Origin of the sequence: Paenirhizobium cremeum (assembly GCF_047553425.1) — a bacterium.
Classification (GTDB): domain Bacteria; phylum Pseudomonadota; class Alphaproteobacteria; order Rhizobiales; family Rhizobiaceae; genus Allorhizobium; species Allorhizobium cremeum.
The window spans coordinates 2,284,171-2,304,910 of record NZ_CP180217.1 but is presented as its reverse complement, the minus strand read 5'-3'; the positions used below and the strand labels follow the sequence as shown (position 1 = coordinate 2,304,910).

Genomic DNA, 20,740 nt, shown 5'->3' with positions numbered 1-20,740 from the left:
TTTCGCGGACGGGCTGGCGCCTTGAGCGGCGGCTGTAAGTAACGTATTGATTTCATGCGTCATCCCGAGCCTGTACATGAACTGTCCGGGCAATGACTGGGCTGTATGGGACAGGACAAGAATGACAAGACAGGTTTCTGGCGCGGCCGCCACGCGCGAATCCCTGGTATCCGCTGCGCTCGAACTTTTCGGCGATTACGGCTATGACGCCGTGTCGACACGGCAGATTGCCGATCACGCGGCCGCCAACATCGGCAGTATTGCCTATCATTTCGGAGGCAAGCCGGGGCTCAGGATCGCCTGCATCGAATATGTGATTTCGGTGGTGCGGGAAATGCTCGGTGCATCGGTGTCGGAGCCGCTGCCGGAAACCCTCTCTCCCGACGAGGCGCTCGACATGCTGGACAGCATGTTCTCGATCCTGCTCCTGCTCGGTTCGACACGGCCGGACGCCGACCGGATTTCCAACTTCATGACGCGGGAACTGGTCGTTCCCGCCACCGTCGATGCGCTTCTCTACGAAAAGCTCACCGAACCGCTGCATGAACGGTTTTCGCAATTGTTCGCCATCGCCGTCGGAGGCGCCGTGCAAGGCAGCGAGCTTGCCCTGACGGTTTTTTCGCTGTTCGGGCAGATGGTTTTTTTCCGGCAGTGCAAGCCCGTCATCGTCAAGCATATGGGCTGGCCGGGATTCGGACTGACGCAGGCGCAGGCTGCCGGCGCAATCGTCTCGCAGAACCTGAAGGCGATCGTGGCCTATCATCGTTCGCGAGACGGTTTCGTCGCCGGGGAGGCGCGCCCCGGAGCCTAACCCATCAGTATCTGGCGGTGTTCGTGCCGCAGTTCCGTGCCGGTGTCGGCAAGGCCGTAGCGGTCCCATTGCAGACGCCAATGGCCGGCTTCTCCGTCGATGGAGAAGAGATTATAGCCGGCAGCCGGCTTGGTCGCGCCGGGGCCCTGCGAGGCGGAGGCAATGCCGACCACAGGCACATGCTGATGCCGATTGTTGAGCCAATAGAGCGTGTTGAGGTGGGTGTGACCGTGCAGCACCAGTTCCGCGCCGCCGGTGGAGATGGCGGCCGCAAAGCGCCGGATGCCGATCATGCGCTTGTGGGACGAGGTTGCGCCGCGGATGGGCGGATGGTGGATCATCACCACCCGGAAAAGACCTTCCTCGCCGGCTGCCTTCAGCAGGTTGGAGGTCTCGCGCGCCTGCCTTGCGCTGAAGAAGCCGCTGGCGGAGAAAGGGGGCGTCGCAATGGAGGTAGAACAGCCGATCAGCGCCACCGGGCCGCGGCGGCGGATATAGGGAAAGAGCTTGTAGCCCTCGCGCCAGATCATCGGATCGTCGTCGCCGCGCATGTAGTCGTACCAGGCCTGCACGGCCTTGTCGTGCGCGCCGGGCACATAGGCGTCGTGATTGCCGGGAACCACGGAGGTATCGAGAGGAGCGCCGGTCTCGTGGAGCCATTCCGCGATGCGACGGATCTCGATGCCGGAGGCAAGATTGACAAGGTCGCCGGTGATGGCGAGATGGTCGGGCTCCTGCCGGCGCAGATCCCCGATCACAAGATCGAGCGCGTTGGCGAAAAGGTGCTTGCGCCGGTTGCGGTGCCAGTTCACATATCCGGTAATGCGCTTGGAGGCGAGTTCACGGATCGTCAGGTTCGGCAAAGGCCCAAGGTGAACGTCGGATATATGCGCGAGCTTGAACATGGTGCCTCTCTTAAAGAGCGCATCCACAGCGGGCAAGGACAATGACGCAACAGCAAGGAAGAGAAGAAGTATCCGGACCAACTACCCGGTTCGTGTTGCGTATTCTGCACAGTTACTTCGCGATTTCGCGCGGCATGACACTTGGTGTCCGGGCGGCCTGTTTTGATGAAGAGGGGCGGATTTTCCTTGTTCGCCACTCCTATGTACCGGGCTGGTATATGCCCGGCGGCGGGGTGGAGCGCCGCGAGACCGTGATGCAGGCGCTCGAAAAGGAGTTGCGCGAAGAAGGCAATCTGGTGATGACCGAGCCGCCGCAGCTCTTCCACGTTTATTACAACAGTACGGTCAGCAAACGGGATCACGTTCTGCTCTACCGCGCGAAGGTCATCCAGACCGCACCGCGTCCGGCCGACCGGGAGATCGTCGAATCCGGCTTCTTCGATCCGCGGGATCTGCCCCCCGACACGACCACCGCCACGCGCAGGAGACTTGCCGAACTGGGCGGCGAGGCAAGCCCTGCCGACATCTGGTGAGAGCCGAAATCAGGCGAGCCTTTCGCGGCCATGGGGCCGGTCGAAGTCGAGCGCCGGCCCGACCGGGACGACGCCTGTCGGGTTGATGGTCTTGTGACTGCGGTAGTAGTGGTCCTTGATGTGGCGCATGTTGACTGTCTGCGCCACGCCCGGCGTCTGGTAGAGATCGCGCAGATAGGCCGAGAGGTTGGGATAGTCCTCGATCCTGCGGATATTGCACTTGAAATGGCCGACATAGACCGCGTCGAAGCGGACGAGGGTGGTGAACAGCCGCCAGTCGGCTTCCGTCTGCCGGTCGCCGAATAGGTAGCGCTGCCCGGCAAGCCGCTCCTCAAGCCAATCAAGGGTTTCGAACAGCGGGTGGACGGCGCTCTCATAGGCGGCCTGCGTGGTGGCGAAGCCGGCCTTGTAGACGCCGTTGTTGACAGTGTCGTAGACGCGCCTGTTGAGTTCGTCGATCGCACCGTGAAGTTCCTGCGGGTAAAAATCCAGCGTGTTGCCGGTCAGTCCGTCAAAGGCGCTGTTGAACATGCGGATGATCTCGGAGGATTCGTTCGAGACAATCGTGCCTGTCTTCTTGTCCCAGAGGACAGGGACGGTGACGCGACCGCTATAAGCGGGATCGGCCTTCACATAGATTTCCCAGAGGGCGCGCGAGCCGAAGAGGTGATCGGCGGTTGCGCCGTCGCGATCGTGGAATTCCCAGCCGTTTTCTAGCATCAGCGGGTCCACCACCGATACGGAGATACGATTGTCCAGTCCCTTGAGCTTGCGGAAGATCAGAGTGCGGTGCGCCCAGGGGCAGGCGTAGGACACATAGAGATGGTAGCGGCCGGCCTCTGCCTTGAAGCCTGCGCGTCCGGTCGGACCGGCGCTACCGTCCGCAGTGACCCAGTTGCGAAAGGTCGAATCGCCGCGACGGAAATGTCCCGCGGTTGCCTTGGTGTCGTACCAGACGTCGTGCCAGGTACCTTCGATCAGCATGCCCATCGGGCAACTCCTTCTTGTTTCTTCCCGTGTCGTTGGCTGAAAATACGGTTCGACAGAAGGATTGCGAGACGCGAAAGGATGAACGGTGTGTTTTTCCGTTGGACCGACACGAAAAATGCTGCTATCCGGATTTTCACCTGAAGGATTGAAGGCCCCATGACCGCACCACGGACCCTGCGACGACGTTGATGCTTCCCGAACGCCCCTGGCGTTAACGAGAACCCATATCTACGTCTGTTCTGCTGGTTTCGGTCATTTCATGAAAAATCACGACCTCGTCTACCTCACTGAGGATGCGTCGCACGACGCCGTTATCGAACTCATCAACGAAGAAGCCTTCGGTCCCGGCCGGTTCACGCGCGCTGCCGCCCGCATCCGGGAGCAGGGGCCGCACGACCGGTCGCTTTCCTTCATCTGCGCCGACGATGGTGAGACGATCGCGTCCGTACGGATGACGCCGGTCATCGCCGGCGGCGTTCATGGCCATCTGCTCGGTCCGCTTGCGGTCCGGCCCTCGCACAAGAACATGGGGATCGGCCGCGAGCTGGTGCGCATCGCCATCGAGGCGGCCCGGCGGAAGGGTTCGGAAGCTGTGATCCTCATCGGCGACCCGCCGTATTACATGCCGCTGGGTTTTGAGAAAGTTGCCTGGAAGGCGCTCGATTTTCCCGGTCCGGTCGACCCCGCGCGGGTGCTGGTGGTACCGATTGCCGCCGATGTGCACGAGCGGCTTAAGGGCGTCATCGCCTGGCGGGAGTGCCAGTGGAAAGAGGCCGCGAGCGAAACCGAGACGGAAGCGCTCAAAATCGCTTCGTGAGCCAGGTGATGGCGTAGTCTCCGGTGAAGTTCTCGATCTTTCCGCAGATTTCGTAGCCCTGCCGTTGATAGGCACGTCGGGCCTGCGGGTTGATGGTATCGATGTAGGCGCCGATGCAGCCGCGGTCCCGCGCCTCCTGCTCCGCCCGCTCCAGCAGCTTTCCGGCAAGACCTCGACCGCGCAGGTGCTCCGGCACGAATAGCAGTTCGGTATAGAGCCAGCCCCGGCCGGTATAGCCGACGAGGCCGCCCTCGATGCGCCCTTCGGCATCCCTCAGCGGAATGAAAATGCCTTTCCGGTCCGTCGGGCCGAGCATCGCGTCGTTGTAGTCGAGAATCCCCTTGCGAATGACGGCGCGATCCTCGTCGGGGGCGGTATCCAGGACTTCGAGTTCGAGATGCATGCTTATCGTCCCTCGCGCCACCACATGGCGGATATGGCGAAGAGCAGGACCGCAAGGCCGGCAAAGCCCGCAAATAGCGGCAGCGTGTTCACGCCTTTGAGGACGGTTTCGTCGGTCAGCCGGATGAGCATGCGCCGGTTGTCGGAAACACGCACCTCGCTGCTGACGGGGACGATATCGGGCACGCGGATACCGCCATTGCCGTTGTCGAGGCGAGCCACCATTCCCCTGGTGCCCGCGGCGACGGGGGCAAGTGTCTCGGTCGTCGAAATCATCGCCTTGAATTCCGGCGAGTCGACCGCGCCGACATGCACCAGCGTCGAAAAATCGCCGTTGCTGACGGTGAAGAGGCCGATTTCATCCATCCGGCGTTCGCCACGATAGAGACCGGGGACGGTCTCCGTGAGGTCGAGCGTTTCGGTCTTGCCCGAGGGCGAACGGATGGTCGCGGGGCCCGGCTTGTCACCAATGGTCTGCCGCGTCACTTCCAGCGTGCGGCCGATGGCGCGCGCCTTGAGCGATTCCTCCTCCAGTTCCGGTTCCTTCATCAGCCAGTGGGCGATGCGCCGGTAGAGGGAGACATGCGGGCCTCCGCCTTCGAAACCGCGCGCCCAGAGCCAGCCCTGGTCGGACAGCAGCATGGCGACGCGGCCTTCGCCGGAGCGGTTGAGCACCAGCAGCGGGCGACCGCCGTCGGCCGTCATGACGGTTTCCCCGTCGGGCCTTGCCACCTCGATGCTGCGGAACCAGCGCCCCCATGCCGGAGGCTCCGTCATGGAACCGTCGAGGCCGCGGGTCACCGGATGGCGCTCGCCCTTTTCGGAAAGGCGAGGATAGAAGGCGGCCTCGTGCATCTCGCCGGTAGGGACAGCGGGAATGACGGAGGAGAGCGGGGTCAGCGCGATCGAATCCACGCCTGCCAGTTCGGGTCCGGCCGCGATCAGCAGGGCGCCGCCGCGCTTCACGTATTCGGCGATATAGTCATAGTAGAGGATCGGCAGGACGTTCTTGCGATCCTGATAGCGGTCGAAAATGATGAGATCGAAATCGTTGATCTTCTCGACGAACAGCTCGCGGGTCGGGAAGGTAATCAGCGACAATTCGTTGATCGGGGTTCCGTCCTGTTTTTCCGGCGGACGCAAAATGGTGAAGTGGACCAGATCGACGGAGGCATCCGACTTCAGGAGATTTCGCCAGGCGCGCTCGCCGGCATGGGGCTCGCCGGATACGAGCAGCACCCTGAGGTTCTCGCGGATGCCCTCGATCAGATGGATGGCCTTGTTGTTGATGTCGGTGACTTCACCGGGCGCGCCGGCAACATCGAATTCGATCACGTTGGTGCCGCCGCGCGGCACCTTGAAGGCGAGCGGGGTGTCGACGCCGGGAATGACGTTGAGCCTTGCTATCTCCTCGCCGTTCATCAGAACGGTCACGTCCGCCGGCGCCTCAGTCTTGCGGCCTTCGTCGAAAACGCGGAAGGTCAACTCCTGCGGATCGCCGACGATGCCGAAGCGCGGGGCCTGGCGTACCTCGATACGGCGGTCGAACTCGTCGGCCCTGCCGGTAATCAGTGCGTGCAGGGGAGCGTTGAAGCCCAGCGACTGCCCCGGGCCCGGAATGTCGTGAACCTGCCCGTCTGTCAGCATGATCGCACCGCCGATGCGAGCCGGAGGAACGTCGTTGATCGATGATGCCAGCGCCTCGAAGAGCCGGGTCGAGGGAGAGTCATTCGTGGGTGGGCTCTTCACCTCGACGATGCGCGGTTCGATGCGGGCAAAACGCGAGAGGCGGTCGGTCAGGGCCTTCAGCGCGTCGTCGGTCATGGCGGTGCGGCCGGGGGCCTCCTGGCTCTGGCTGCGGTCGACGATAACGGGGACGATGGTGCTCAGCGGTTCGCGCTCTTCCTGCAGCAGCAACGGGTTGGCGAGGGCCGCCAGCACCGCTGCGGAAGCGACGAAGCGCAGCACCGTGCCGCGCACCCGTTTCATCAGGCCGGCCGCAAAAAGCAGCACGGCCAGCACCGCAAGGGCGAGGAGCGCGAGCCATGGAAGGAAAGGGGCAAACTGGATCGTCATGTCATTGGCCCAACCGTTCGAGGAGGTCGGGAATGTGCACCTGATCGGCCTTGTAGTTGCCGGTCAGCATGTACATCATGATGTTGACGCCGGCGCGGTAGGACATTTCCCGCTGCATCTCGTCCGGCGGGACCGTCGGCATCAGGGGAGCGCCGTTGTCATCCATCGCCCAGGCCGCCAGCAGGTCGTTGCCGGTAATCAGGATCGGGGAGACGCCGTCGCCCAGGGAGGCAAGGCCGCTGCTGCTCGTCTTGGCTTCCTGTCTCGCCTCGACCCAGAGGGGGCTGCCGGTATAGCGGCCGGGAAAATTGCTCAACAGATAGAACGACCGCGCCAGGACGTGATCGGAGGGAACAGGCTCCAGCGGCGGGATGTCGATATTGGCAAGAATTGCCTGCAGCCGCTCGCCATTGGCGCTGGGGCCCGCATCGTTGCCGAGGGAGGAAATCTGATCGCGGGTATCGAAGAGCACGGTGCCGCCGGCGCGCATATAGGCGTCGATGCGACTGATCGCTGCGGCCGAGGGCATGGGGGCCGTGGCTGATACCGGCCAGAAGATGATCGGATAAAAGGACAACTCGTCCTTGGATATGTCGAGGCCGACAGGAGGCGCGGGTTCGAGTGTCGTCCGGTAGGTGAGGAAATCCGTGAGGCCGATCAGGCCCCGTTCCGAGATACGGTCGATTTCCGGCTCGCCCGTGATGACATAGGCGAGATGCGTGTTGTCGAGCCGCTCGAGGATCAGTTCGTCGCCCGGTTTCGCGTCGGCGGCGTGCAGGTCGTCAGGAAGCGCCAGCAGGGCGGCCAGCGCAATCATCGCGCCGGTTGCGGCGGTACGGCGGGGTAGGCGGGCGAAAACGCCATTCATGAAGAGTACGACGATGCTGTCCAGCACCAACAGGAGGAAGGCTATGGACAGAAGCGCCGGTTTCAGCGGTCTTGCGGCCGAGCCAGCAAGGGGTTCGCGCGTCACTGCCAAGCCGGCGTCCTGCGGAAGCGGGTCCAGTTCGCTGCCGGGCGGCAGAAGGTTCAGGGCGACGAAGCCGTCTTCGGTGCCGTAGAGCCCCGGCGGATTGTCGAAGGTCGCAGCCTGGGGCCGGTCATTGCCAAGGCTCAAGGGACGCGCGCTTGCGGCCTCGGTGGTCATGGCGCCGGTCGCCGTGAGCAGCCGGTAAGGGGGCAATGCCGGGGCCGTTGCGTCGCTGCCCTCGGCGACGGTGCCGACGCGGGAGAGCTGAATGAGCCGCCGCAGCATTTCGACGAAATGGCCGGAGATGGGCAGGTCGGACCAGGTGGCTTCCGCGCTGATATGAAAGAGCACGATGCGGCCTGCGCCGTTTTCGCGGACGGTGACGAGTGGCGTTCCGTCGGCGAGGCTCGCCCAGGTGCGTTCCGCAAGATCTGGCGTGGGCTCGGCGAGCACCTGTCGCTTGACGAGGATATCCTGCGGCCGCGCCATGCCGGCGAACGGGCCGAAGCGGGGGAAATCCGCAAGCGGCTGCGGTTCCGCCCAGGACAGGGCGCCGCCGAGCGAACGCTCGCCCTGGCGCAGGATGACGGGAAGCAGGGGGTCGCCCGCAGGGGTTGCGGCGAGACGCGGTCCGGCAAAGCGGATCAGCGTTCCGCCGCGCGAGATCCAGCGTTGCAGCGGATCGTAGACTTCGGCCGGCAGGCGTCCGACATCGGCAAGCACGATGACGGAAGGATTGCGCGAGAGGAATTCCGGGATCGAGACCGCGAGATCCGTGACGTCCGGCTTCATCAGATCGGCGTAGGGCGCGAGCGCCCGCTCGATGTAATAGAGCGGCGAGAGCAGCGGCTGGAATTCGTCGCCGGCCTCGCCTGAAATCAGTGCGACGCGGCGGCGTCGGAAGCCGTCGTCCAGCAGATGGGTCGCGCCGGCAGTACCTAGGCCGACAATCGAAAGCCGGGTAAAATCGTTGCGGAGTTCGAACGGCGCGTTCACCGCTGCCTTCGTCACGTTTTCTCCGCTGCGGAAGTTGGCCATGCCGGAGGCGATCACACGGCCCTGGCGGTCCTGAGCCTCGATGTTCACGCTGGCGGGACTGTTCGTGGCCAGTCTCGACAGGGTGACTTCCAGTGCGTTGGCGCCGTTTGTCGCATCGGTGATTGCAACGGCGGCTTTTCCGTCGCCCTCGGCCAGCCTGAACCGGTGGGGCGAAAGAGCGGCGAGGTCGGCCATGGTGGTTTCGTTTTCGCGAGAGGAGAGACCGTCCGAGAGAAAGACGAGCGTGCCGGGCCTCGTCGATTGAAGGGCTGTCCGGAGCGCGCCGATAGCGCGCTCGCGGTCGGGCCGCAAAGGCCTGGGCTCGGCGGCGCGCAGTCTTTCCAAAGCGGTGCTGGCGGCAACGGGTATGGCGTCGTGGCTTGGATCGGCGGTGAATACGAGGGAAACCGGCAGGCTGCTGTCGGAGGCATCTCCGATCAAGGCTTCGGCGGTCGCCATCCGGCGGTCCCAGTCCGTGGAGGTCGACCAGCCGTTGTCGATCACCAGAACAAGGGGACCATCGCCGGACAGGGAGGCGTTGCGCGGGTTCACCACCGGATCGGCAAGCGCGAGGATGGCAAGGGCGGCGATCGCCATGCGCAGCAGGGTGAGCCACCACGGGCTTTTGGACGGGGTTTCCTCGCGCTTCAGCACGCCGGCGAGAATCTTGAGCGGCGGGAAAACCTCGGCCTTCGGACGCGGCGGGGTGAGCTTGAGCAGCCACCAGATCAGCGGCAGCGCGGCAAGGGCAATCAGGACGGCGGGGGCGGCGAAAACGATCGGCAATGCGCTCATGAAGCATTGCTCCTGCTGACGCGCGGCGGGGTGCCCGAAAGATACATGTGCACGGCGATCAGCGCCTCCGACGCCAGCCGGTCGGTGCGGTGGGACACGAAGCTCCATCCCATGCGGCGCAGCGCCTCGCCGAGATTGTCACGACGGGCGAGATAGGCCCGGCGATAGTCCTCGCGCAGGCTTTCGGCGCGGCCGGACGTGAGTTTTTCGCCAGTTTCCGGGTCGGTGAATTCGGTGCGTCCGGTATAGGGGAAGCTTTCCTCGGCGGGGTCGGCGATCTCGACCACATGGCCGCGCAGGCCGCGGCGGGCGAGCGGAGCGATACGCTCCATGATGCGATCCGCATCGTCGAGAAAATCGCCGATCAGCACGATATCGCTCATGCCGCGGATCATGCCGGTATCCGGCAGGCCGCTGGTCGGCGGTGCATGCACAAGAGCCGTGGCGAGCCGCTCGGCGGCATTGCGGGCCGAAACCGGCTCCATCACACCGGGGCATCCGATGCGCTCGCCAGACCGGGCAAGGATTTCGGCAAGCGCCAGCATCAGCACCAGCGCCCGGCTTTCCTTGGAAACGGAAGCAAGCGTCGACTTGTACATCATCGAGGGCGACATGTCGGCCCACAGCCATATGGTATGGGCGGCCTGCCATTCATGATCGCGGATGTAGGTGTGGTCGTCCCGGGCCGAGCGCCGCCAGTCGATGCGTGCGAAGCTCTCGCCCTCGGAATAAGGGCGGAACTGCCAGAAATTCTCGCCGATGCCGCGCTTTCGACGGCCGTGCCAGCCGGCGATCACGGTGTTGGCGATACGGCGGGCCTCGACCATGCAGTCGGGCACGAGGATGGCGCGCTGACGGGCGCGGCTCAGCGCTTCGCTGCTCGGGGTCTGATCGACGATCTGGCCAATGCTTGCCACGAGCACCTTGCCTTTCTCAGCCGTGCGCCCGGCTGACGAGACCGGCGATCACGTCGCGCACCGACATGCCTTCCGCGCGCGCCGCGAAAGTGAGCGCCATGCGATGTTCGAGCACCGGTTCGGCAAGCGCATGGATGTCATCGAGCGATGGCGCAAGACGGCCCTCGTAAAGCGCGCGGGCGCGGGCGCAGAGCATGAGCGCCTGGCCGGCGCGCGGGCCGGGACCCCAGGCAACGTTCTTGTCGGTTTCCGCATAGCCCTGGCCCGGACGGGCAGCGCGAACGAGCGAGAGGATCGCATCCACCACGCCTTCCGAAACCGGCATCTGGCGGATAAGCCTCTGGATCTCGATCAGCCGTTCGGCTGTTACGACGCTGGTAGCGCGCGCCTCGGAAAGGCCGGTGGTCTCGAGCAGGATCTGGCGTTCGGCGGCAAGCTCCGGATAGCCGACGTCGACCTGCAGCAGGAAGCGGTCGAGCTGGGCTTCGGGCAGCGGATAGGTGCCTTCCTGTTCCAGCGGGTTCTGGGTCGCGAGCACATGGAACGGCGAGGGAAGATCGTAGGCCTGACCGGCGATGGTGACATGATATTCCTGCATCGACTGAAGCAGCGCCGACTGGGTGCGCGGGCTGGCGCGGTTGATTTCGTCGGCCATCAGGAGCTGGGCGAAGACCGGACCCTTGACGAAACGGAAGGAGCGGCGACCGTTTTCATCCTGATCCATGACCTCAGTGCCCAGAATGTCTGACGGCATCAGGTCGGGCGTGAACTGGATACGGTTGGCATCGAGCCCGAGGACGGTGCCGAGCGTGGTGACGAGCTTCGTCTTGGCGAGGCCCGGTACGCCGACAAGCAGCGCATGGCCGCCGGAAAGGATCGCCAAAAGCGTGTTTTCGACCACTTTTTCCTGGCCGAAGATCACCTTGGACACTTCGCCGCGAATGGCGGCAATATCGGCCAACGCCTTTTCGGCGGCTGCAATGATGGCCTTCTCGTCGAGGGGGGCATCCGGCACAGGCATCATTCCCATGGTCTTCTCCATCTCATGCGGCCACTCTGACGAATCGCGCCTCATACGCATCCGTCACTTTTAGAACTAACTTATTCCCGATCGGGCGGCTGACAAGCGCGTTTCAAATGACTATCTCGTGACTGCGAATGGATTAGAGACAAACCGGGACGCAAAGATGGCAGGCGATACGCTGAAAGCGACGACGGATGCGGCTGGACTAGCCGCGCTGATCGCCCGTGCCGGCGAGCAGACCGCCGGCGGAAAGGGCGGGCTTCCCCCCGTCGAACGTTGGGAACCGCCGTTTTGCGGCGATATCGACATGGAAATCCGGGCGGACGGCACATGGTTCTACATGGGAACGCCGATTGGCCGGGCACCGCTGGTGCGGCTTTTTTCGACCGTCCTGCGCAAGGACGCGGATGGGAAAACCTATCTCGTCACGCCTGTGGAAAAGGTCGGCATCCGCGTCGAGGACGCGCCCTTTGTCGCCGTCGAGATGAGCGTGGACGTCCGCGACGATGAGCCGGTGCTGGTTTTCCGTACCAATGTCGGCGATGTGGTGGAGGCCGGTGCGGCCCATCCGCTGCGGTTCGCGATCGCCGGCGAAAACCAGGAATTGAAGCCCTATCTGCATGTGCGGGGGCGGCTCGAAGCGCTGGTTTCGCGGGCCGTGATGTATGATCTCGTCGAGCTCGGCGAGATCCTGCTCGTAGACGACCGGGACATGTTCTGCCTTCGCTCCGGCGGTGCCGTCTTTCCGGTCATGCCGGCCGAAGAGCTGGATCGGTTGTCCCGATGATCGCCCGAACCTCCGTGACCCCTGGCCTTTTTTCCGCGCAAGATTTCAGGCTCCGGGCGCTGAACCAGATCGGCGCGCCGATCGAACATGCCTGGCGCGACCACGGCGACCACCTCCTCAATCCGCAGACGGTTCTCGAGAACGAGGGGTTGAAGCTCAAGGACGCGGCCGTGCTCGTGCCCGTGGTGGACGATGCGGATGGCGCCAAGGTGATCCTCACCCAGCGGACGACGAAGCTGCGCAAGCATGCCGGACAAATCGCCTTTCCGGGTGGCGGCATTGACGAGGACGACACGTCGCCGGAGATTGCCGCCCTTCGCGAGGCGGAGGAGGAGATCGGACTTTCGCCTTCCTTTGTCGAGACGGTCGGGCGGCTGCCGCAATATCTCTCGGGGACCGGCTTTCGCATCATTCCGGTTCTTTCGGTGGTGCAGCGGGGCTTTACCATCACCCCCAATCCGAACGAGGTGGAGGATGTGTTCGAAGTCCCGCTTTCCTTCCTGATGGACCCCGCCAACCACCGGCGCGACAGCAAGGCCTGGCAGGGGATCGTCAGACATTTCTATGTGATGCCCTATGGCGAGCGCTATATCTGGGGCATTACCGCCGGCATCATCCGGACGCTTTACGAAAGGCTTTATGCATGACCAATCTCTCGTCGGAAGCCTGGTTCCGCGATCCTGCGCTGACAAGGCTTTTCGCGCTGCTGCACGCCGACGGCGGGGAGGTCAGGGTGGTCGGCGGTGCGGTGCGCAACAGCCTGATGGGCCTGCCGGTCGGAGATATCGACCTTGCGACGACGCTGGTGCCCGAGGTCGTGGTCGAGCGCGCGAAGGCGGCCGGTATCAAGGCGGTGCCGACCGGTATCGAGCACGGCACGGTGACGCTGGTGATCGACGGCACCGGCTTCGAGGTGACGACGCTCCGGCGCGACGTCGAGACCGACGGACGACGGGCACAAGTCGCGTTCGGGACGGATTGGCAGGTGGATGCCGAACGCCGCGACCTGACGATCAACGCCCTTTATGTCGATGAACGCGGCGAGGTGATCGACCTTGTCGGCGGTCTTGCGGATATCGAGACGAAAACCGTGCGCTTCATTGGCGACGCGGACACCCGGATTGCCGAGGATTACCTGCGCGTTCTCAGGTTCTTCCGTTTCTTCGCCCATTATGGCGGGGGGCGACCGGATGCGGCGGGGCTGAAGGCCTGCGCGCGGGCACGGGACCGGCTCAAGACCCTGTCTGCGGAACGGGTATGGTCCGAGATGAAGAAGCTGCTGGTCGCAACAGATCCCGGTCGGGCGCTTCTCTGGATGCGTCAGTCGGGTGTGCTGACGGAAATCCTGCCGGAAACCGAGAAATGGGGGATCGATGCGATCCCGGGCCTGATTGCTGCGGAGCAGGCGCTCGGCTGGAAGCCGGAGGCGTTATTGCGCCTTGCGGCGATCGTGCCGAAGGATGTCCAGCGGCTTGCGACGCTGTCCGAAAGGCTGCGTCTGTCGAAGGCCGAAGCAGCCTATCTCGAACGTTTCGCGCTTGCGCCGAAGCCGGGCGATAGCGTGACGGATGCGGTGTTCGACCGTGACCTCTATCGTTTCGGGACGGAAGGGATCATCGCTGTCGTCAAGCTGGAACTTGCCGCAGCCAGGAGCAATGTCGAGGGGAATCCGAAGAGCATGGCACGGGCCGGGCGGCTTTCCGTCCTGCTCGGCAGGGCGCAGAAATACGAGCGGCCGCGCTTTCCGCTGACCGGCGGCGATGTGATGGCCGCAGGCGCCGACGCCGGCCCGAAGGTCGGCGAGGCGCTGCGCAAGCTCGAGGACGAATGGATATCCTCCAGTTTCTCCATGGACCGGGAGAAGCTTCTCGCCCGGCTTCCGGAGATCCTCAAGTCCTGATTCAAGTCGCTGACAAACCGATTCAGGTTGCTCGTCACCTGATTCAGCTTTGGGTACCAAACTGTTGAAAGGTCTGGTTTTTGTGGTTGGCGCCGACCGACGCCGCCATCAAGCCGCGTCGGCTTCGTCGGTAATGCGGGCCTTGATGTTGTCGACCATGTTTTCGCGGATGACGGTTTCTCCATGCGCGGTGCGCATGTGCTCAACGGCACGATGAACCACTTCCGCTTCCTCCTTGGCGCGGGTATGCCAGTTGCAACCCGGAACCAGTGAACCGCATTCAAAATGCTTCATAGCGCAACTCCTCTTCGACTGGGTTCAACAGCGCAGAGTATATCACAATATTCGGAAATTCCCAATCGCGTGAGCCGGCACCGCGGCTGCGGTGCCGGAAAAGGCGCGTTCATGACCGGTGTGCCGGCGAGCCGCAGCTTTATTCGGGCATGGCCCAGCAATTGAAAACGGAAGCCGCCACCCGTGTGTGAGGCGGGCGGGTATAACCCTCGACGTCGTTGGCCGCTTCGACATCGGTCAGTTCGCGGCCTGCCAGGCCGAGCTTGATCTGTTCAACGAAATAGGCGTGGGGAAGGTCGACGTCGCTTGAAGCGCGAAGTTCCTCGGCCAGGCGATCGATGAATTCCGGCGCTTCGAGCGCGCGGTCGGTTGCTGCATGCGGGGGGACTGAAACGCTGCTTTGGTCAGGCATAGCAATTCTCCTCCAAAAGAACCGGGGAGAACGATAACACGCGATGTTACTATTCCAAATCCAATTTGATGTCGCAGGTCACAATTCCGCGATCATCTTGATATTCGGCAAAGACCGGCAGCGCCAGAGGTCCATTTCGGCACGCATTTGTGCAATTTTCAGGCACAAACCGCCGGTTTCAGGGCCACCGCACCACCGGCGGCAGGGAGGAGAGGATCGATTCGACGTTTCCGCCCGTCTTCAAGCCGAAGATGGTTCCACGATCGTAGAGAAGGTTGAATTCGACATAGCGCCCGCGCCGGACGAGCTGTTCGTCGCGTTCCTCCTCCGTCCAGGGTTGATTGAAATTGCCGCGCACGATCTTCGGGTAGACGAGGTTGAAGGCCCGGCCGACATCCTGCACGAAGGCGAAATCGGCGGCCCAGCCGCCGCGCTCCTCGGGGGAATGCAGCCAGTCGAAGAAAATGCCACCGATGCCGCGCGGTTCGTTGCGATGCTTGAGGAAGAAGTATTCGTCGCACCAGGCCTTGTAGGCCGCATAGTCGGCGACGGCGGAATGGCGGCCGCAGGTGATTTCCATCGCCCGGTGGAAGAGGCGGCTGTCGGGATCTTCCTGGGTGCGGCGGCGGTCGAGGACGGGCGTCAGGTCGGCCCCGCCGCCGAACCACTGGCTGGTGGTGACGACCATGCGGGTGTTCATGTGCACGGCTGGGACATTCGGATTGACGGGATGCGCGATGAGCGAAATGCCCGATGCCCAGAAGCGCGGGTCTTCCTCGGCGCCCGGCATGGTCTTGCGGAACTCGGGGGAAAATTCGCCATAGACGGTCGAGGTATGCACGCCGACCTTCTCGAAGACCCGGCCTTCCATCATCGACATGCGACCGCCGCCGCCGGCACCTCCGTCGCGAAGCCAGTCCTTGCCGGTGAAGCGGCCGGGCGGCTGGTCGGAGAGCGGGCCGGTCAGTTCCTGTTCCAGCAGTTCGAAGGAGGTGCAGATCGTATCGCGCAGGCTTTCGAACCAGGCGCGGGCGGTTTGCATCTTCTCGCCGATATCGTTCGGCAGGCCTCTCGGCAGATCGGGTCTTTCCATCAGTTCCCCCGTCGCGGCGTGCATTGGCGCGGCGACTCGTCACAACATCCGGTTTTCGCTTATCAGGTCAATTCCGGCGCGACCAGAAAGGCGCGCGATCCTCCCCCGAAAATCGACTCGCAAAAGCCCTGGCCGGCCATTATCTTCGTGGAAGCGAGGTTTTCATGACGAGAATACCCGGTCCTCCGCCGCTCGACGGCTTGAAGAAACGCATTGCCGAACACCGCAAGGCCAAGGCCCGGCGCGGCGCCGATTTTGTGCGCGAGACGTTCTGCCTGTCGCGGGAGGAAGCGCGGGCGAAGGCGCGCGAATGGTTCGACGCCTTTCCCAAGGCCGCGTACTGGACCGAGGTCGAAAGCTGGCGCCAGCTCGAGGGCGACCGCATCGAATTCACCATGCGGCGGCTTCCCTCCGCCGACTGAGCATCCTCCTTCGCCTCACGTCAGTCCCGGCCGGGGGGCTTGCCGTAACCGGCCTCTGCAAAAGCGGGTTCCTCTCGTCGAAGGCATCTCGAGACAACCGGTGGCTTGACAGGCCATGCTGCCCCCAAAAAAAGGCCGAGGAGAACGTCGCGCATGCCGGCAAGCCTGCCAGCGGTTAAGCTGCGCTACCTGCGGCCACCCTTCGGCCCGTTGCGCCGGCCCGCTGTCGGGCGCGAAGGTTTCGGCGTGGGGGCAGTCTTCGCCTTCGTCTCCGGTTCCACGACGACGGGTGCCCTCGCAAGTTCTTCAGCCGGAACGGGCTCGGTCGCCTCAAGCGTGTCCGGTGCCGTCTCGACGGCAATGGTTTCCGGTTGGCTGAGCGTGGCTTCCAAGACCTCCGGAGAGGGCTCTTGCACGGATGCCGCTTCCGCCGGCTCAGGGTCTGCGGGCATTGGCGCTGCCGGCTCGATCACCGGTTCCTCGCTGGCGACGGCGGTTGGCGGTGCCGGTTCTGCCGAGATGGCGGCAATCGCCGGCGCTGCTTCGGCGGGCAGTGCCTTCTCCTCCAGGAGCTGGCCTTTTTCCTCGATCACCGCCGGCAGGCTGTGGGCGATGATCTCCTTCAGGATGTTCGTGACCGAAAGGGCCCCCGGAAAGCCTGTATTGGTCGAGTGGCCGGCATAGGGGATACGGATATCCGTATCGATCAGCGGGCGGGAGTTGATCTCGCCGAACCAGTCGAGGTCGCCGATCACATCGACGACATTGCGGCAATCCGGCGGCATGGTGATGCGGCTGCCGAAGGTGACGACGCGAAGACCGCCGGCCAATGCCTTGAGGCGCTTGGGGTTTTCGAGTTTCAGGGCGTATAGGGCTTCCGACAGCACACGGTTGCCGCGGGAGTGGCCTGCCAGCAGGTGGAAGGAAAGCTCGGGGTTCGCCAGCAGGCTCTTCACCGTATCGGCGTCGAGGCAGCTGCCATTGGGCTTGAGTTCCCGGACATGGCGGTCCTGATAGGCGCCGAGCTGAGGGCGGCCGACGATGTCGTCGATCGCTTCGAGGTCGTTGCGCATATGGCCCAGCCATCCGAAGAAGAAGGCGCCACCCACCGCCTCGTTTATGATGTCGCCAAGGCCATAGCCGGAAACGACCGCCGCGACCGGCTCGCCGATCGCATCGGCGACATTGCGGGCGAAGGCGGCAGCACCGATGGCCGAACCGCCGACGCCGGCAACCGTCAGTGCATGCACATTTCTGCCGCCACGCACCAGATATTCTTCGACAGTGTCGCAGAGCGTCAGCATGCCGGCGCCCGTCGGCGGGACGATCATGATGAGGCCCTCGGCCGCGATCACATCGCTGATGTAGAAGGTTTCTTCGGCGGTCAGCGCCTTCACATCATAGAAGAATGCGTCGAGATTGGCGTTGCGCAGACGCCAGGGCTCAAGCGCCGCGTTGCGGCCGGGTCGGCGCTGCAGGCGTTCCGGAAAGCTCAGCGATCTCGCGAAGTGGGTCAAACTCAGGGCGAATGCGGTCTCGAACATCGATCATCTCCCGGTTTTTGCTGCGTCGCAACATATCGTCTTTCGGTAGAATTAGCAAATGCGCGAATACAGTTTGCGCCCCTGCAGGCCACGGATGCAACAGCAGCCGTTTCCGTATCTCCTTGCGAACATGCGGAGCCTAACGGATTTTGAAGACATGTCCTTGACGGATGTCGATTTGGCGCATTTTCGCGGTCGCGAAGGGGCCACCGTCGCTCAGGAGGTTTGCCGCAGTGCCTCGCCGGTGACCATTGCAACTGACATTGCGAGGTTGATGGAGCGCTGTCCCGCGACCATCGGAATGACGATGCGGGCATCCGCCGCTTCGTGCACGCTATCCGGCACACCGGCGCTCTCCCGGCCGAAAAGCAGGATGTCGTCCGCGCGGTAGGTGAAATCGGTGTAGCGCTCGGCGGCTTTGGTGGAGGCAAGCACGAGGCGCCGGCCAGCCGATTGCCGCCAGGTCTCGAACCGGCTCCAGTTGACGTGACGGGTGAGCGCAACGCTTGCCAGATAGTCCATGCCGGCGCGTTTCAGGTTGCGGTCGGAGATGTCGAAACCCGCCGGCTCGATGATATCGACACCGAGGCCGAGGCAGGCGGCCAGCCTGAGGATCGTGCCGGTGTTGCCTGGAATGTCGGGTTGATAGAGGGCGATGCGGAGCGCTGTCATGGCTTCTCAATAGGCCAATGCCGGCCCCGGTCTCAAGTCCCCGGCATTGCCGGATCTTGTTGTCTTCGGGCAACATCCCGATGTCAAAACGCGCCATTGCGGCATAAGCCCCTTTTCAATCCACGCCATCGCCGCTAGAACATCGCTATCTTCGATACGCAACAGGGAGGCCTCGATGGTTGAATTTGACGCGATGCGCTTCCCGGTGCCGCATTATCTGCTGGCTGCGTGACGGCGACGCGCTCGCCCTTTCTCCCCAAACTACCCATTTAAGTCATCGTGCGGCCGCATCGCGGCCTCTTTATCCCGATTTCCGCCCAGGCGCGATCGATTGTGATCGTCAGATGCCGGGCGCCAGATTGCCGGAGCATATTCATGTTTGCGTGGTTCGAAAGCCGCCTCAACCCCTATCCGTCGGACGCGCCCGCGCTGCCGCCCAAGGGACTTGTCGCTTTCTGTTGGTATTATACTAAACCGGCCGCCCCCTGGCTGCTGCTGCTCGGGCTGTGCTCGATGCTGATCGCTGTCGGGGAGGTGTTCCTCTACCAGTTTCTCGGCAATATCGTCGATTGGCTGACGGTCGCCGATCGCGCCACTTTCCTTGAAACGGAAAAGACCAGGCTGATCTGGATGGGCGCGCTGCTGCTCGTCGGCCTGCCGCTGGTCGGGGCCATCCACTCGCTGACCATGCACCAGGTGCTGGCCGGCAATTTCCCGATGATCGCCCGCTGGCAGATGCACCGCTTTCTGTTGCGCCATTCGATGACGTTCTTCGCCAACGAATTCGCCGGCCGCGTTTCGACGAAGGTGATGCAGACCTCACTGGCAATCCGCGAGTCGGTGATGAAGATCATCGATGTCTTCGTCTATGCGATCAGTTTCTTCGCCTCGATGCTGGCGCTGGTCTTTGCCGCCGACTGGCGGCTTGTTACGCCGCTGGTCGTCTGGATCGTGGTCTATTCCCTGATCCTTTCCTATTTCGTGCCGCGTCTGCGCAGGCTTTCCAGCGAACAGGCCGACGCGCGCTCGATGATGACGGGCCGTATCGTCGACAGCTACACCAACATCGCGACGGTAAAGCTGTTTTCGCATGCGGGCCGGGAAGAAGCCTATGCCAAGGACGGCATGGATGCCTTCCTCGACACGGTGCACCGGCAGATGCGGCAGATCACGCTGCTCAACATCCTGGTCGATGTCAACAATGCCATCGTGCTGTTTTCCATTTCGGCGCTCAGCATCTGGTTCTGGCTCGGTGGCAGCGTTTCGATCGGCGCGATCGCGGTGGCCATTGGCCTTGCGATGCGCATCAACGGCATGTCGCAGTGGATCATGTGGGAGGTGTCGGCGCTCTTTGAAAACATCGGCACCGTATATGACGGCATGGGTATGATGACCAAGCCGCACGATATCGTCGACATGCCGGCGGCAACGCCGCTCGCCGTGCCGAAGGGTGAGATCGTCTACGATCACGTCCGCTTCCACTACGGCAAGGACAAGGGTGTCATCAACGACTTCTCGCTCACCATCGAGGCGGGCGAAAAGGTCGGCCTCGTCGGTCGCTCCGGTGCCGGCAAGACGACGTTGATGAACCTTCTCCTCCGCTTCTACGATCTCGAGAAGGGACGGATCACCATTGACGGGCAGGATATATCCTCCGTGCCGCAGGAAAGCCTTCGTTCGCTGGTCGGCGTCGTCACGCAGGATACCTCGCTGCTGCATCGTTCGATCCGCGACAACATCGCCTACGGACGTCCGCAGGCAACGGACGCGGAAGTGATCGAGGCGGCGAAGCGGGCGAATGCCTGGGACTTCATCGAGGGGCTCGTCGACATGCAGGGGCGCAAGGCGCTCGATGCCCAGGTCGGCGAGCGCGGGGTGAAGCTCTCCGGCGGCCAGCGGCAGCGCATCGCGATCGCCCGCGTCTTCCTGAAGAACGCGCCGATCCTCATCCTCGACGAGGCGACGTCGGCGCTCGATTCGGAGGTTGAGGCGGCAATCCAGGAAAGCCTGTTCTCGCTCATGGAAGGCAAGACGGTGATCGCGATTGCCCATCGGCTGTCGACGCTCACCCAGATGGACCGGCTGGTCGTGCTCGACAAGGGAGACATCGTCGAGACCGGCACCCACGGCGAACTCGTGGCACGCGGCGGCATCTATGCCGACCTCTGGAACCGCCAGTCGGGCGGCTTTCTGGTGGACGAATCCGAGGAAGAAAGCGAAGCGGCCGAATGATACAGAGCCCTCTCTGCGCCAAGGCGGGGAGGGCTTTTCCCTCTCCTGCGGTTTTCGCTCTTCATGGAAGCCGGCCAGCGGAAAATCGATTGTCGCGCGGGGTCGC

At 63.4% G+C, this 20,740-nt stretch carries 20 protein-coding genes; 8 read left to right on the top strand and 12 right to left on the bottom strand.

The window, feature by feature from the left end:
* Positions 1-121: 121 nt before the first annotated feature.
* Positions 122-811, top strand: coding sequence for a CerR family C-terminal domain-containing protein (locus ACLBKR_RS11400; protein WP_113448376.1), 690 nt, complete (start codon positions 122-124; stop codon positions 809-811).
* Here the strand turns inward: ACLBKR_RS11400 and ACLBKR_RS11395 are convergent.
* Positions 808-1,716, bottom strand: coding sequence for a metallophosphoesterase family protein (locus tag ACLBKR_RS11395; RefSeq protein ID WP_113442768.1), 909 nt, complete (start codon positions 1,714-1,716; stop codon positions 808-810). The genes ACLBKR_RS11400 and ACLBKR_RS11395 overlap by 4 nt on opposite strands.
* 41 nt (positions 1,717-1,757) lie before the next feature.
* Here ACLBKR_RS11395 and ACLBKR_RS11390 point away from each other — a divergent pair, with 41 nt between their 5' ends.
* Complete coding sequence (locus ACLBKR_RS11390) at positions 1,758-2,249, top strand: NUDIX domain-containing protein (RefSeq protein WP_113339190.1); 492 nt, start codon at positions 1,758-1,760, stop codon at positions 2,247-2,249.
* A gap of 9 nt (positions 2,250-2,258) precedes the next feature.
* On the opposite strand, the gene ACLBKR_RS11385 is transcribed toward ACLBKR_RS11390, so the two are convergent.
* A complete protein-coding gene (locus ACLBKR_RS11385) occupies positions 2,259-3,239 on the bottom strand; it encodes a glutathione S-transferase family protein (protein WP_113448375.1) in 981 nt (326 codons plus the stop codon).
* Positions 3,240-3,498: 259 nt separating this feature from the next.
* On the opposite strand from ACLBKR_RS11385, the gene ACLBKR_RS11380 reads away from it, so the two are divergent.
* Positions 3,499-4,056: a GNAT family N-acetyltransferase gene (locus ACLBKR_RS11380; protein ID WP_113425045.1), complete on the top strand. Its 558-nt coding sequence runs from the start codon at positions 3,499-3,501 to the stop codon at positions 4,054-4,056.
* Here ACLBKR_RS11380 and ACLBKR_RS11375 read toward each other — a convergent pair.
* Genes ACLBKR_RS11375 through ACLBKR_RS11355 form a run of 5 tightly spaced genes read right to left on the bottom strand, consistent with a single transcriptional unit; the run spans position 4,040 to position 11,284 of the window.
* Positions 4,040-4,459, bottom strand: a complete 420-nt coding sequence (locus tag ACLBKR_RS11375) for a GNAT family N-acetyltransferase (RefSeq protein ID WP_113448374.1) — start codon at positions 4,457-4,459, stop codon at positions 4,040-4,042. The two genes, ACLBKR_RS11380 and ACLBKR_RS11375, sit on opposite strands and share 17 nt — an antisense overlap.
* Positions 4,460-4,461: 2 nt before the next feature.
* The gene (locus ACLBKR_RS11370; protein WP_113448373.1) at positions 4,462-6,534 is read right to left on the bottom strand and encodes a hypothetical protein; all 2,073 of its coding nucleotides are present in this window, start codon (positions 6,532-6,534) and stop codon (positions 4,462-4,464) included.
* Position 6,535: 1 nt separating this feature from the next.
* Complete coding sequence (locus ACLBKR_RS11365; protein ID WP_113448372.1) at positions 6,536-9,337, bottom strand: DUF4159 domain-containing protein; 2,802 nt, start codon at positions 9,335-9,337, stop codon at positions 6,536-6,538.
* Positions 9,334-10,254, bottom strand: a complete 921-nt coding sequence (locus tag ACLBKR_RS11360; protein ID WP_113448386.1) for a DUF58 domain-containing protein — start codon at positions 10,252-10,254, stop codon at positions 9,334-9,336. Before ACLBKR_RS11360 ends, ACLBKR_RS11365 begins: the two co-directional genes overlap by 4 nt.
* A gap of 16 nt (positions 10,255-10,270) precedes the next feature.
* A complete protein-coding gene (locus ACLBKR_RS11355) occupies positions 10,271-11,284 on the bottom strand; it encodes an AAA family ATPase (protein WP_112831028.1) in 1,014 nt (337 codons plus the stop codon).
* Positions 11,285-11,441: 157 nt separating this feature from the next.
* Here ACLBKR_RS11355 and ACLBKR_RS11350 point away from each other — a divergent pair, with 157 nt between their 5' ends.
* From ACLBKR_RS11350 to ACLBKR_RS11340, 3 genes are read left to right on the top strand one after another with little or no spacing between them, the layout of a single operon-like run.
* Positions 11,442-12,065 carry a DUF1285 domain-containing protein gene (locus ACLBKR_RS11350; RefSeq protein ID WP_113339185.1) on the top strand — a complete coding sequence of 208 codons (624 nt, stop codon included), beginning with the start codon at positions 11,442-11,444 and terminating at the stop codon, positions 12,063-12,065.
* Positions 12,062-12,712 (top strand): CoA pyrophosphatase, encoded by a 651-nt coding sequence (locus ACLBKR_RS11345; protein ID WP_113448371.1) that lies wholly within the window; start codon positions 12,062-12,064, stop codon positions 12,710-12,712. Before ACLBKR_RS11350 ends, ACLBKR_RS11345 begins: the two co-directional genes overlap by 4 nt.
* The gene (locus ACLBKR_RS11340; RefSeq protein WP_113448370.1) at positions 12,709-13,965 is read left to right on the top strand and encodes a CCA tRNA nucleotidyltransferase; all 1,257 of its coding nucleotides are present in this window, start codon (positions 12,709-12,711) and stop codon (positions 13,963-13,965) included. Before ACLBKR_RS11345 ends, ACLBKR_RS11340 begins: the two co-directional genes overlap by 4 nt.
* Before the next feature lie 108 nt (positions 13,966-14,073).
* Here ACLBKR_RS11340 and ACLBKR_RS11335 read toward each other — a convergent pair whose 3' ends face one another.
* The 3 genes from ACLBKR_RS11335 to hemF all read right to left on the bottom strand — a co-directional run bounded on the left by ACLBKR_RS11335 (position 14,074) and on the right by hemF (position 15,764).
* Positions 14,074-14,259, bottom strand: coding sequence for a DUF1059 domain-containing protein (locus ACLBKR_RS11335; RefSeq protein ID WP_112831024.1), 186 nt, complete (start codon positions 14,257-14,259; stop codon positions 14,074-14,076).
* 139 nt (positions 14,260-14,398) lie between these two features.
* The gene (locus tag ACLBKR_RS11330; protein ID WP_112831023.1) at positions 14,399-14,671 is read right to left on the bottom strand and encodes a hypothetical protein; all 273 of its coding nucleotides are present in this window, start codon (positions 14,669-14,671) and stop codon (positions 14,399-14,401) included.
* A gap of 178 nt (positions 14,672-14,849) precedes the next feature.
* Positions 14,850-15,764 (bottom strand): oxygen-dependent coproporphyrinogen oxidase, encoded by a 915-nt coding sequence (gene hemF, locus ACLBKR_RS11325; RefSeq protein WP_112831148.1) that lies wholly within the window; start codon positions 15,762-15,764, stop codon positions 14,850-14,852.
* Positions 15,765-15,928: 164 nt separating this feature from the next.
* Between hemF and ACLBKR_RS11320 the strand changes: the two genes are divergently transcribed.
* On the top strand, positions 15,929-16,186 hold the full coding sequence (locus tag ACLBKR_RS11320) for a hypothetical protein (protein ID WP_112831022.1): 258 nt from the start codon (positions 15,929-15,931) through the stop codon (positions 16,184-16,186).
* A 185-nt stretch (positions 16,187-16,371) separates the two neighbouring features.
* Here the strand turns inward: ACLBKR_RS11320 and ACLBKR_RS11315 are convergent, their stop codons facing one another.
* Both ACLBKR_RS11315 and ACLBKR_RS11310 read right to left on the bottom strand, forming a co-directional pair.
* Positions 16,372-17,730: a cell envelope biogenesis protein OmpA gene (locus tag ACLBKR_RS11315; RefSeq protein WP_113448369.1), complete on the bottom strand. Its 1,359-nt coding sequence runs from the start codon at positions 17,728-17,730 to the stop codon at positions 16,372-16,374.
* 216 nt (positions 17,731-17,946) lie between these two features.
* Positions 17,947-18,402 (bottom strand): tRNA (cytidine(34)-2'-O)-methyltransferase, encoded by a 456-nt coding sequence (locus tag ACLBKR_RS11310; protein ID WP_112831020.1) that lies wholly within the window; start codon positions 18,400-18,402, stop codon positions 17,947-17,949.
* A gap of 375 nt (positions 18,403-18,777) precedes the next feature.
* Between ACLBKR_RS11310 and ACLBKR_RS11305 the strand changes: the two genes are divergently transcribed.
* Complete coding sequence (locus tag ACLBKR_RS11305; RefSeq protein ID WP_414899323.1) at positions 18,778-20,634, top strand: ABC transporter ATP-binding protein; 1,857 nt, start codon at positions 18,778-18,780, stop codon at positions 20,632-20,634.
* Positions 20,635-20,740: the final 106 nt, after the last annotated feature.